Source organism: Thioalkalivibrio sp. ALE19, from assembly GCF_000428605.1.
Lineage (GTDB): Bacteria > Pseudomonadota > Gammaproteobacteria > Ectothiorhodospirales > Ectothiorhodospiraceae > Thioalkalivibrio.
This window is the reverse complement of record NZ_AUAG01000002.1, coordinates 83708-95877: the sequence shown is the minus strand read 5'-3', so window position 1 is coordinate 95877 and position 12170 is coordinate 83708. Positions and strand designations below refer to the sequence as shown.

The window sequence follows — 12170 nt, the reverse complement described above, 5'->3', positions numbered from 1 at the left end:
CCCGGGGTGTTGTACATGCCGCACATGACAGTCTGGAACATGGAAATGACAGTCACGGCAGACAAAGCGTCCGGAGTCGGGCGGCCGAGGCGCGCGGAAAGCGGTTTTTGCGGGTTTTGTGGCACTGGCACGAAAACTGTATGTCAGAAGGGTTGAAGCGCGGCGCCACCGGCGACCGCTCCGGAAAAAGACGCCCCGCGGGATGACGGGGTCGCGAGGAGGCATACACATGACAGATCGCAATAAGGCAGGTTCGTCGAAGGCACCGCTGGTATTGCGGGACGGACTTTCGCGGCGGGATTTCCTGAAACTGACCGGCGGGCTGACCGCCGCGGCAGCCGTGGGGTCCGCGCCCGCGGCGGCGCAGGCCGGAGTGCAGACCCGCGCGCGGATCGTTGTGCTGGGCGGCGGCGCCGCCGGGCTGACCGTGGCGGCGCGGTTGCGCGACCTGCTGGACGGGGCGCGCATCACCGTGGTGGAGCCGAGCGAGACCCATCACTACCAGCCCGGCTGGACCCTGGTCGCGGCCGGGACCTATTCGGTCAGCGACGTGACCGCGCGCAACGAGCATTACATCCCGCGCGGCGTCGACTGGAAGAAGGACTACGTGGCCGCAGTGGATCCGGAGAGCCAGGTGGTCGAGACCGCCGGCGGCGATCGTCTGGATTATGACTTCCTGGTCGTGGCCACCGGGATCCATCTGGATTACGAGGCGATCGAAGGCCTGGAGCGCGCGGATATCGGGCAGAACGGCCTGACCAGTATCTATGCCGGCCCCGAGCAGGCGCGGCATGCCTACGAACAGACGCAGCGCCTGGGCGAGCAGGGCGGGGTGGCCCGCTTCACCATTCCGAATACGCCGATCAAGTGCGCGGGTGCACCGATCAAGGCGACCCTGATCGCGGAGGACCTGCTGCGCAAGGCGGGGCAGCGGGATCGCATGGAATTCCACTATCACGCCCCGGAAGGCGCGCTGTTCAGCGTCGAACGTTTTGACGGGATGGTGCGCGACATCTATCGCGAGCGCGGAGTCGGGATCGAATCCGGGTCCGTGCTGCAGGGCGTGGAGCCCGAGCTGCACCGTGCGACCTTCGTGGACGGCGACGGCAATCGCGAGACGGTGGACTACGACTACCTGCACGTGGTGCCGCCCATGCGCGCCCACGACTGGGTGCGCGAGGCCGGTCTGGCGGTGGAAGACGGCAGTCTGGCGGAGGGCGGCTGGCTGGCCGTGGACGACCAGACCCTGCAGCATGCCCGCTACCCGAACGTGTTCGGCGCCGGCGACGTGGTGGACACGGCGATTGGCAAGACGGCCTCCACGGTCCGGGCCCACGGGTCGGTGACCCCGGACAACCTGGTGTCGGTGCTGCAGGATCGCGAACCGCAACAGCGTTTCGACGGCTACACCTCCTGCCCGCTGATCACCGAGGTCGGCAAGGCGGCCCTGGTCGAGTTTGACTACACCCTGGAAGAGGTCCCGACCTTCGGCTTCATCGATCAGGGACAGCCAAGCTGGATGTGGTGGCGACTGAAGGTGCACATGATCAAGCCGCTGTACTACAACATGCTGCGGGGGCGTTACCTCCGCTGATCGCGGGCAGCGCGCGCCCGGGGGCGGGGATGCGTTAGGGTAGGCGCATTCGCGAACCCCCGGGAGCGGCGTGGCACCCGATATTCTGTTCTATGGCGATCCCCATGGCCTCTTCGATCCCCTGATCGAGGCGGTGGCCCGCCACCGTCCACGGGCGGTGGTTCTGCTGGGGGACATGGAGCTGCGCGAACAGTCGCTGGATGCAGTATTGGCGCCGTTGCGGGAAGCCGTGGCGGCGGGCGCCACGATGCCGGAGATCTACTGGATCCCCGGCAATCACGAGAGTGATACCGATGCGGCCTGGGCGCATGTGTTCGGCAGTTCCTATGTGGCGGGCAATTTGCACGCGCGTGTCGCGGAAGTGGCCGGCCGGCCGGTAGCGGGTCTCGGCGGGGTGTTCCGTGGCCGCGTCTGGTACCCGCGGGGCCCGCGCTGCAAGGCGCCGGTCTTCTTCACCCGAAACGAACATGTGGCGCAGCTCCCGGAACGCGATCGCTGGCAGGGTGCCGGGGATCGCGAGCCGGGTCTGCCCCGGCGCCATCGCACCTCCATCTATCCCGAAGACATCGAACGCCTGCGCGGGCTGCGGGCCGATATCCTGATCACCCACGAGGCGCCGTCGCCGCATGCGAGCGGCTTCGACACCATCGACGGCCTGGCCGAGCTGCTGGGGGCCGTACTGATCGTTCACGGGCACCATCACCAGGACTACGAGGCATATACCCCGGACGGGGTGCGGGTGCGCGGTGTCGGGCGGGCCGGGGTGGTCGGCCTGTATCCGGACGGCCGGCTGGAGACCCTGACGCCGGGGATCGAGGATCCTTAGCGGGCAGGCCCCCGGGAATGGTCCGTTTCCGGCGAATCCTCCGTTTCGTCCGCCTCGCCGGGGACGATGAGCATGCTCCGGGCCTTGCCGAAGAGTTCGCGCGCGACATCGGGTTGTTCGCGCAAATGCCGGCTCCAGTGGGGAAACAGGTTCTGTTCCTCGCGTCCTTCGTGTTTGGCCAGACCGCCCGAGATCAGGGCGAAGAATGGCGCGATGGCCCAGGGTTCGTCCACGCCCTCGGTGAATTCGTGTTCCAGCATCGCGGTCTGGTCCAGCAGCTCCTCGTGTTCGCGCAGCATGATCGAGGTCGGGTCATCGCCGCGGGGATGGCGCGGCAGATCGAGCAGCGGGACGATCAGTTCGTTCTCCACGTGTACGTGGCGTCGCAGCCCGGCGACGTAGGCATGAAACGCCGGTGCTGCGCCCTCGGCGTCGCCGGCATTGACCCGGTGCAGGGCGCTGGCGAACAGGCGGTCGATACGCAGGTGGTCGCGGGTGAGGAGATCGACCAGGTCGACGGGTTCGGTGTCGTCGCGCCGGCGGACCCGCAGGGTCCACAGCGGCGGGCCGGCCTCGACGGTTTCCCAGTGGATGGCATGACGCAGTTGCTGTGCGACCGCGGCCATCAGCAGTTCGGGCTCTTCCTCCACCAGCACGTCGAAGGTCTGGCCGGCGCCGAGTTCGCGCAGGGTGTAGTAGGCGCGGGTATGGGCATGGTCGCCCAGCCCGCGCAGGTCGAGAGTGAAATCAGCCATGGGATTCCGGTTCCAGGTCGCGCCGGCGGGCCATGGATTCGCCGACGGCGCGGCATTGATCGGCGTCCAGCAGGTGTTCGGCCAGCGGCAGCACGGCTTCTTCCTCGAGGGCCAGATGGCGGCGGTACTGGTCGATCCATTCCGCCGCGCCGTCCAGCGAGGCATCGCGTCCTTCGGCGATGTCGAGCAGGGCCGGCTCGAGCCGGGACCAGCCGTTTTCCAGGGTTTCGTGCTCCGCGGTGAGGCGGTCCAGCCAGTCGGGCAGCTGGGGGTGGCAGTCGGGATGATTGCCGAGGCCCTTGAGCCGCGGGAACAGATCTTCGTCCTCGTCGGCATGGTGATGCGGTGCGGAGGCGTGGAAATATTTCAGCAGCCGCTGGGCGGCGGCCTGGGCCTCGGCATCCGCGCCATGATCGGGGACATGGGCCTGCAGGCGGTCGAGCGTCTCCAGACAGCCCTTCAGGCGACGATGACAGGCACGCAGGACTTCGAGGGGGCGATCGAAGCCGGGCAACGGTTCGTTCATCTGGAGATTCATGCGGGCCTCGGGATGCACATCTGTCCCCTGTGTAGCAGTTCGGTGACCGTGTGGCCTTGATGCGGATCACATCGTGCGGAGGGTTTGTCTTTTGTGTCATTCGCCCCCAGAATCGATGGGACAGAGGCACCGGCGTCCGCGTGCCCGGCTTTGTAGTGTCCGTCGTTGCCGCGGCGGCCTTTCCCTGCATGTTCGTCCGGTCACCCCGGAATCGGTGACCGGCCCTGAGAGGTGGAGTTGTGGACAAGCCCGAGATCGTTGTTTCGGCAACCGACATGGAACGGCTGGACAAGCTGCTGGAATCCGCTTCGGCGGAAGACTGGCCCGGCAAGTCCGGGCTGGAGGCCGAACTGGATCGTGCGCGGGTAGTGGACTCGCACGAGATGCCGGCGTCGGTGGTAACCATGAACTCCAGCGTGCGCTTCCGGGTGGTGGAATCCGGGGAGGAATTCACCATGACCCTGGTCTACCCGCGTGACATGGATGACAGCGGGCAGACGCTCTCGATCATGGCGCCGGTAGGCAGTGCCCTGCTCGGGCTCTCGGAAGGCGAGGAGATCGAGTGGCCGCGTCCGGGCGGGGGCGTGATGCACGTGCGCATCGACAAGGTGCTGTTTCAGCCGGAGCGGGCGGGCGAACACCACCGGTAACCGCGGGGTCCTATCCCCAGTAGCCCTGGCGATACCATTGCCCGCTGCGCAGGCAGCGGAACACCCAGACCCCGCGACCGCGGGGGTCGCGCGCCAGGGCATAGTCGCGGCGCTGATCGTTTCCCCGGTCCCACCAGCCGTTTTCCATGCGTCCCAGGGGCTGCAGCCCCTGCAGATCCGTGGCCGCTGCCGGCACCGGCGCGTGCACCCACAGGGCCGTGCCGCAGGCCTGCTGCGCGGGACCGGGCGTGGATCGGCCCCGTTGCAGGGCGGAGCCGACGGGCTCCTGCGCGTCTTCCGGGGCCGGGGTTCCCCGGTTACTCAGGCCGCCGACCTTCTGTGCCCCCAGGCGTGCCCGCAGGCGGGCAAGCACGGCGGGCAGGTGCATGCCCGGGCTGTTCTCGCCGGCGGGATCCCCGGTCAGCAGGCCGTCATCGGTGGCGGGCGGGTCCAGCAAGTCGGCCGCGTGCAGGCGCAGGCCGATGACCGGGGCCTGCAGGCTCTCGCGCTCCAGTCGGGTCTGCCACAGGCTCAGCCAGTCCGCCGCGCGGATGCCGGGCTGGCCGCGTTCCAGGCTCAGGCGGGTGGTGGTCTCGCGATGCCGCAGTTCCAGCTGCATGCGCTGCAGGCTCAGGGCCCGCCCGCGCAGTTGCTGCTCGGCCTGCTGCAGCAGGCGGCGCAGGGGGAACACCAGCGCGGTGCTCGCGCGGATCTCGTGATCCAGGCGCAGGGCGAGTTCGAGGGTGGCCGGGGGGCAAAAGCGCGGCAGGGCCTCGCGGGCATCACCCAGCAGGCGGTCGATGGTCTGCAGAAGTTCCGGTTCGTGGCGTCGTGCCAGTTCCGTGCGCGGCAGACGCAGCAGGTCACCGAACATCCGCAGGCCGGTGGCCTGCAGGGCCTCGCGGGTGCCCGCGGGCAACGGCAGGGTGTTCAGCGGGAAGCGTGCCAGGTTGCGGCGCAGGGCGTCGCGGTCCTCGGGGATCTCCGGGTGCCGGTGCGCGGCGAACAGCCGTGCAGCAGCCGGGCTGCGGGCCATGCCGGTGCGCGGCTGGAAACCCAGTTCGCGCAGCACCGCCTCTGCCCGTTCGCGCAGGGCCGGCAGCCCGCCGAACAGGCGCCGGCTGCACCCGACCTCGAGCAGGATGCGCTGCTCTTCGGGTTCGGGATGCACGTGGTCGCTGAACTGCAGCAGGGCGGCGGCGAGTTGGTGAATCTCGCGCGCGCGGGCCGCCGGGTCGTCCTCGATCAGTTCCGGGGTGTCCAGAAGGGCCAGGGCATCGCCCAGGGGCATGTCCGGGCGGGCGCCGGCGCGGCGCGCGGCACGGTTGGCGGCATGCACCCGGGGTCGTTCCCCGCGTTCCACGATCAGCAGGGGATGCTGCGCGAGACGGGCGGCATCCGCGCGGCGGCGGGCCTGAAGATCCAGGGCCAGATGCGGAAGCTGCACGGCCAGCCAGCATTCCCGGGCCTCCGGCGCGGGGACGGGAGCGGGGTCAGGTTCCCGCGCCGGCTCCGGGAGCCCCGGGAGCAGTTGCAGGGTCGGGCCCGGGTGGGCCTGCTCCGTGTCGGGTGCCGGTCGTGCAGGACGTGTGTCCGGGATCACGGGGTGCCCTCCGCGGGAGGCGGGTGCGCCACGGAGAGATCCAGCGGCCGGCCGCGCCGGTACCGGGCGCCGCTGCCCTTGATGAAGTGCAGGCGCAGGCCCCGGCCATGGGGCTGCCATTGCAGGCGCTGATGTGCGGGTGAGGGCTGTTCCGCGGCCTGTGGTGGACGATGGAGCACGGCACAGGCGCGGCTTTCGCCGGCCGCCAGGCGCAGACGCCGCAGTCGTGCGGTCTCCGCGGGGCCGTGGATCCAGATCAGCAACACGCCAAAGGCGGGGTCGCGCAGGCACTGTTCCGCACTCCACAGGCGTTCGCCGTCCTGGTCGGCCCGCACCAGCAGGACCCGCTCCGGGGGAATGCCCAGCTGTTGCCAGCCGGGGAGCCAGGGGGTGGCCGGCGGGCCGATCAGGGCGATCCACAGCCGCGCGCGCCCGCAGGCGGCGAGCATCGGGACCAGCAGGCGGGTCTCGCCGCTGCCGAAGGGCGCGCCCAGCAGTTCCACCAGCTGGCCGCGCGGCCAGCCGCCGCCCAGGGCCGTTTCCAGTTCGGGTGTCCCCGCTGGCCAGACCGCGTCGCCGCTGGCGGGGGCGCCCTGGCGGCCGCGCCACAGGGACGGGTGTTCCAGCAGTGAGTCCAGGGCGCGGCTCATTCCCTTTCCAGATCGCGCAGCACGCCCACGCCGATCCCCTCGATCGCGAGTTCGCGGCGCTCGGGGTCGATATCGATGGGGGCGAAATCGGGGTTTTCGGGCAGCAGGCGGATCCGCGAACCATCGTGGTGGAAGCGCTTGACCGTGACCTCGTCCTCGATGCGCGCGACCACGATCTGGCCTTCCCGGGCCTCCGGCGTGCGGCGCACGGCGAGCAGGTCGCCGTCGAGGATGCCGGCATCGCGCATGCTTTCGCCGTGTACCCGCAACAGGTAGTCGGGGCGGGCGCGGAACAGGGCGTCGCCGAGTTGGTAGTGCCCCTCGATGTGTTCGGTGGCCAGCAGCGGCGACCCGGCCGCGACCCGGCCGATCAGGGGGATGCCGTCCGCTTCCGGGGGCGTGCCGGGAGACGGGCGGGCCTCGGGGGACAGGCGGATCCCGCGGGCCGCCCCGCCCACCAGTTCGATCGCGCCCTTGCGCGCCAGGGCCTTGAGGTGGCATTCCGCCGCATGGGGCGAGCGGAAACCGAAGGCCGCGGCGATCTCGTTGCGCGTAGGCGCGGTGCCCTGGGTGGTGACCACCTCGGTGATGTAGTCGAGGATGGCCTGCTGGCGCGGGGTGAGCGACGGGACGGACGACACGGGGGCGGCTCCGGATACTGTTCATAATTACAGTAACCGGAGGGCGCCCGGGTCGGCAAGCGGTCAGTCGGGGTCCGCTGCGTGTCCGGTGTAGAAGCGCCGGGCGTCGTCGAACAGCTCGGCGTTGGTGTCGGCACGCATGTACAGCATGTGCCCGCCGGGATAGCGGCCGGTGACGATGCGCTCGTCGTCGCCCGGGTCCGCGGCATGCGCGATCTGCCCCAGCAGCCATTCGGTGGCGAAATAGGGGGTGATCAGGTCGGCCTCGCCGTGCACGCTGAAGATGCGAAAGCGGGGATCCAGTGCCAGGGCGGTGGCCAGGTCGTCCATCGCCGAGGCCGGGCCGGTCCGCTGCGAGCTGTCCCAGTCCCAGGCACCGAAGACTTCGCGGCTGAGCAGGCGATACTGATGCCCGTGTGACCAGTCCAGGGTGTTGCGCAGGTGGTCCAGCATGGCGGTGGACAGCGGGGCCACCAGACCGTCGAGGATGGCATCGGCCCGCGGTCGCGCGCGGGTCGGGACCGGATTGGGCGAATCGATCCCGCCATCGTACAGGCTGACCAGCCGGCCCTCGTCCCGCAGCAGGCCACGCTGCGCCATGTTCAGGGTGACGCGGCCGCCGGTCGCGCGCAGGTGGTCGCGGTCGATCCCGGTGAATCGGGCCACTTCATCGATCCAGTCCGCGTCGATCCGCCCCGGGTGCAGCAGGCCTTCGAGATAGTCCCCCAGCGCGAATGCCTCCGCCTGCTCGAGGCTCGGCGGGTCATCGCCCAGGCGGTCATGCGCGCGTGCCGAGGCGGTCAGCGCCGGCAGCATCAGTGCGTGCGGGAGCGGGCGGCCGGTGCCGCCCTCGAGCATGCCGAAATCCAGCGCGGGGGAGACCAGCACCGTGCCCGAGACGCTGATGCCGGAGTTGCGCATCAGCCGCGCCGGCAGGGCACCGGCGCGATAGCCGCCATAGCTTTCCCCGCCGAGGTACACCGGGTCGCCGCGCCGTTCGTGGTCGTCCAGCCAGCGTTCCAGGGTTTCTTCCAGGGCGGCCAGGTCGCCCTCCGGCTCGAAGAAATCTTCGGGATCGCCGGCCTCCATCACCCGGCTGAAGCCGGTGCCCGGCGGATCGACGAACACGAGGTCGGTAAACGCCAGCCAGGTCTTCGGGTTGTCCGTCAGCCGTGGTGGCGTGGCGGCCGACAGGCCCCGGTCGTCGGTGTCCAGGACCCGCGGTCCGAGTCCGCCGACGTTGAGATAGGCCGAGGCCGCCCCCGGTCCGCCGTTGAACAGGAAGGTCACCGGGCGGTCGGCTTCTTCGTCGTCCACCGTATAGGCCACGCTGAAGACCCGCGCCTCGGGGCGTTCGCGATCCTCGCCCAGCGGGGTGTAGCCGACCGTCGCGCGGTACTCCAGCCGTTCGCCGTCCACCGTTTCCAGCGAATGCGTGGTGGTCACCGGCTCGGGGAGTACCGCCGGAAGGTCCTCACGATTGTCTTCTTCGCCCGGTGCCGGGGCAGCGAGCAGCAGCAGGACCAGACCGAGGGCCCCGGGGCCGGCGTGTCGCCGCATCAGCAAACCGCCGTCTCCTCGGTATCGGGGCAGTCGTGGCGCACCACGCGGTCTTCTTCGAGCCAGTGCTTGATGCCGTCGGTGACGTTATGGACGTCCTCGTACCCCAGACCGTCGGCCAGCGCGCGGGCCAGTACGCCGGTGCGGCTGCCGGTGCGGCAGATCAGGACCACGGTGTCATCCGGGTCTACGGCATCGGTGAACGCCTGACCGAATTGCGGAATGAACTGGCCGCGTTCGTCGAAGGCGGTCATGCGCAGGCTGCCTTCGACCACCCCGGTCTCGGCCCATTCGTCGGGCCGGCGGATGTCGATGATCGTGACATCGTCGCGTTCGAGCATCCCGGCCAGCTCGTTATTGTTCAGGCCGCCGAAGGGCGCCCGCTCCACTTCCAGGATCTCCACTTCGAAGCGCAGAGTGGCGTTCGGCGGGATCACGTCACCGGCGCCGCGTGACCCGTAGCCCAGTTCCGGCGGGATGATGATCTCGCGCTTCCCGCCCTCGCGCATGCCTTCCAGGCCTTTCTCCCAGCCCGGAATGACCTCGCCGGCGCCCAGGGTCAGGGTAAACGGCTGGCCGCGGTCGCGACTGGAGTCGAAGGGTTCGCCCTGGTCCTCGCCATCCTCGTACACCCAGCCGGTGTAATGTACGGTCACGGTGTCATGACGCACGACCTCGGGGCCTTCGCCTTTTTCGAGGTCGCGGATCTGGACGTTTTCCGCCAGCGCGGTGGCGGGCAGGATCAGAGTGATGAAGATTGCAAACAACCAGGCCTTCATGAGCCCTCCGGAACCAGTTGGCAGGAGGAATAACCTACCAGACCGGGCCCGGTGAGTGCGCGCATGAATCCGTGTCTCTTCAACCCTGACGCCGCTGCTCCCAGAATTGTCGGGAGAGATTCTGCAGACCGGCCGCCAGTTCGCTGACGGAACGGGCGGCACCATGGCTGTCCCCGGCGCGCGTAGCCGTCGTGTCGGCCGCACTGCGAATGGTTTCCACGCCGCGGTTAATCTCGCCTCCGGCGGTCCCTTGTTCTTCCACGGCGGCGGCGATCTGATTGCTCATGTCGCGTATGCGCGCGATCCCTTCGGTGATATGAGTCAGGGATTCGGCGGCTCGGCGGGCCTGGTCGACACTCGCACGGGCCTGTTCATGGCTCTGGTTCATGACTTCCGAGGCGGCCCGGGCCCGGTCCTGAAGCCTTTCGATCATCGCCTGGATTTCGGAGGTGGAGTTCTGGGTCCGGCTGGCGAGGGTGCGGACCTCGTCGGCGACCACGGCGAACCCGCGACCCTGTTCGCCGGCGCGGGCGGCCTCGATGGCCGCATTCAGGGCGAGCAGGTTGGTCTGCTCCGCGATACCCCGGATGACGTCCAGAACGCTGCTGATTTTCTCGCTTTCTTCCCCCAGTTCGCTCATGACCGCGGCTCCGCGCGCAACTTCTTCACCCAGGGTTTCGATCGAGCGGGTACTTTCCTGGACGATTTCCTGGCCTTCGCGGGCCTCGGAATCGGTCTGATCGGCGGCGTCCGCGGTGCTCTGTGCGCTGCGGGCAACGTCCTGCACACTGTTGACCATCTGGTTGGTCGCACTGGCGACCTCCTCGGTCTCCTGCTGCTGCCGGTCGCAGGCGGAGCGGCTTTCATTGACCGCGGCCGTCAGGCCTTCGGCGGTCTCGCCGAGCTGTTCCGCCGCGTCGCCCATGCGGCCGACCACCGCGCCGGCTTCGGCTTCCAGCATCCGCATGGCGAATTCCAGTTCCCCGGCTTCGTCCATGCGGCCGGTATAGATGTACTGGCTGATCGGGTTGCCGGTGAGTCGGCGCGCCCGGGCGACCGCGTTGCATAACGGAGAAAGACCGTTCCACGCCAGTCCGCCACCTACCACCAGTCCCGAAGCGGCGATCACTGCGGCACTGGGGGCTGTCAGGCCGGTAAAGGCGGCGGCCACGCCCAGCCCGGCCGCCAGCCCGCCGGCGATGGAAGCAAGGGCCCGGGTCTTGATGCCCATCCGGGGCAGGCGCAGGGCCAGTGGCGTGCGCTCCTGCATCAGATCGGCATAGACGCGTTCGGCCGCTTCTACGTGTTCGCGCCGGGGTTTGGTGCGTACGGACTGGTATTCAACCACTTGACCATCCCGCATGACCGGAGTGACATAGGCGCTGACCCAGTAGTGGTCCCCGTTCTTGCAGCGGTTCTTGACCATGCCCATCCACGAGCGTCCGCTCTTGATGGTGTTCCAGAGATCGGCGAAGGCGGCCGGCGGCATGTCCGGGTGGCGGATGACGTTGTGGTTCTTGCCAATCAGCTCTTCGTGCTCGAAACCGCTGATCCGGAGGAAATCCGGGTTCACGTAGGTGATGGCGCCCTTGAGGTTGGTAGTGGAAAGAATATTGGCGCTCTCGGGGTAGTCCACCTCACGTTGGGTGACCGGAAGATTCTTCTTCATGTTCCCCCCCTCGGGAAAGGCCGTGTTGCCGGGTCTCTTGCAGGCTTACGGCGGCTGCGGGCGGAACTGAAGCTAAATCCCTTTTGTTAGCGCTGTCAATTGATTTTTCGGGGTCAGCGAAGAAGGCGGCGACGGATGCGGTAGCTGGCCAGGCTGATGGCCACGGCGCCGTAGCCGGTGATGACGGCAAGATGGGGCAGCCACTGCACTGGCCAGCTGCCGGTCATCAAGGGTCGGACCAGCTCGATTACGTGGGCCAGTGGCAGCATCCAGGCCAGGGTCTGCACCCAGTCGGGCAATTGTTCCAGCGGGAAGAATACTCCGGAGAGCAGCAGCATGGGCGTGACCGCCAGGGTGAAATAGTAGAGGAAGAAATCGTAGCTGCGCGCCAGCGAGGTGACGACCAGCGCCAGCGCGCCGAAGGTAAAGGCGGCGAGGAAGATCACCGGCAGTGCGAGCAGGGCGCGCGCGTCGGTCACCAGGCCCAGCAGGCTGGCGACGATCAGCACGGTGATGGCGCTGACCAGGCCCTTGGTGGCCGCCCAGATCGCCTCGCCGAAGACGATGTCGTCCAGGGTCAGCGGGGTCGCCAGCATGCCGAGCCAGGTGTTCTGTTCTGCCATGCGCGTATAGGCCGAGTACATGCCCTCGAAGCTGGCGGTCATCATCGCGCTGGAGGCGACGATGCCGGAGGCGATGAACACCATGTAGCGCATGCCGTCGACCTCGCCCACCATGGCGCCAAAGCCGACCCCGAACGCGAGCAGGTAGAGGATCGGTTCGCCGAAATTGCCGACCACCGCCGGCAGCATCAGTTTGCGCCACACCCGCAGATTGCGGCGCCACACCTTGAACAGGCGCGGGCCGGGGCGGGGCAGCAGGGGGTGGGTGCGCTGGCGCATGGG

The 12170-nt window shown here is 68.7% G+C and carries 12 protein-coding genes; 3 read left to right on the top strand and 9 right to left on the bottom strand.

Annotation, left to right across the window (positions count from 1 at the left end; all coding sequences use genetic code 11):
• The first annotated feature begins 229 nt into the window (after positions 1-229).
• A complete protein-coding gene (locus tag F787_RS0101640; protein ID WP_028491121.1) occupies positions 230-1594 on the top strand; it encodes an NAD(P)/FAD-dependent oxidoreductase in 1365 nt (454 codons plus the stop codon).
• A gap of 70 nt (positions 1595-1664) precedes the next feature.
• The gene (locus F787_RS0101635; protein WP_028491120.1) at positions 1665-2420 is read left to right on the top strand and encodes a metallophosphoesterase; all 756 of its coding nucleotides are present in this window, start codon (positions 1665-1667) and stop codon (positions 2418-2420) included.
• On the opposite strand, the gene F787_RS0101630 is transcribed toward F787_RS0101635, so the two are convergent.
• Entirely contained in the window at positions 2417-3175 is a 759-nt protein-coding gene (locus F787_RS0101630; RefSeq protein ID WP_028491119.1) for a hemerythrin domain-containing protein, read from the bottom strand. The genes F787_RS0101635 and F787_RS0101630 overlap by 4 nt on opposite strands.
• A complete protein-coding gene (locus F787_RS0101625) occupies positions 3168-3713 on the bottom strand; it encodes a hemerythrin domain-containing protein (RefSeq protein ID WP_028491118.1) in 546 nt (181 codons plus the stop codon). Before F787_RS0101625 ends, F787_RS0101630 begins: the two co-directional genes overlap by 8 nt.
• Before the next feature lie 239 nt (positions 3714-3952).
• On the opposite strand from F787_RS0101625, the gene rnk reads away from it, so the two are divergent.
• Complete coding sequence (gene rnk / locus F787_RS0101620) at positions 3953-4363, top strand: nucleoside diphosphate kinase regulator (RefSeq protein ID WP_018869340.1); 411 nt, start codon at positions 3953-3955, stop codon at positions 4361-4363.
• Between the two features lie 10 nt (positions 4364-4373).
• On the opposite strand, the gene F787_RS0101615 is transcribed toward rnk, so the two are convergent.
• The 7 genes from F787_RS0101615 to F787_RS0101585 form a co-directional block, all read right to left on the bottom strand.
• Positions 4374-5816 (bottom strand): DNA polymerase Y family protein, encoded by a 1443-nt coding sequence (locus tag F787_RS0101615; RefSeq protein ID WP_028491117.1) that lies wholly within the window; start codon positions 5814-5816, stop codon positions 4374-4376.
• A 146-nt stretch (positions 5817-5962) separates the two neighbouring features.
• Positions 5963-6616: a translesion DNA synthesis-associated protein ImuA gene (gene imuA / locus F787_RS0101610; protein WP_018869342.1), complete on the bottom strand. Its 654-nt coding sequence runs from the start codon at positions 6614-6616 to the stop codon at positions 5963-5965.
• The gene (lexA, locus tag F787_RS0101605; protein WP_028491116.1) at positions 6613-7257 is read right to left on the bottom strand and encodes a transcriptional repressor LexA; all 645 of its coding nucleotides are present in this window, start codon (positions 7255-7257) and stop codon (positions 6613-6615) included. The genes imuA and lexA overlap by 4 nt, the downstream gene beginning before the upstream one ends.
• A gap of 63 nt (positions 7258-7320) precedes the next feature.
• Positions 7321-8817, bottom strand: coding sequence for a S10 family peptidase (locus F787_RS0101600; protein WP_042805571.1), 1497 nt, complete (start codon positions 8815-8817; stop codon positions 7321-7323).
• The gene (locus tag F787_RS0101595; RefSeq protein ID WP_028491114.1) at positions 8817-9596 is read right to left on the bottom strand and encodes an FKBP-type peptidyl-prolyl cis-trans isomerase; all 780 of its coding nucleotides are present in this window, start codon (positions 9594-9596) and stop codon (positions 8817-8819) included. The genes F787_RS0101600 and F787_RS0101595 overlap by 1 nt, the downstream gene beginning before the upstream one ends.
• Before the next feature lie 79 nt (positions 9597-9675).
• On the bottom strand, positions 9676-11265 hold the full coding sequence (locus F787_RS0101590) for a PAS domain-containing methyl-accepting chemotaxis protein (RefSeq protein WP_028491113.1): 1590 nt from the start codon (positions 11263-11265) through the stop codon (positions 9676-9678).
• A 113-nt stretch (positions 11266-11378) separates the two neighbouring features.
• Positions 11379-12167 carry an ABC transporter permease gene (locus F787_RS0101585; protein ID WP_028491112.1) on the bottom strand — a complete coding sequence of 263 codons (789 nt, stop codon included), beginning with the start codon at positions 12165-12167 and terminating at the stop codon, positions 11379-11381.
• Between the last annotated feature and the right edge of the window lie 3 nt (positions 12168-12170).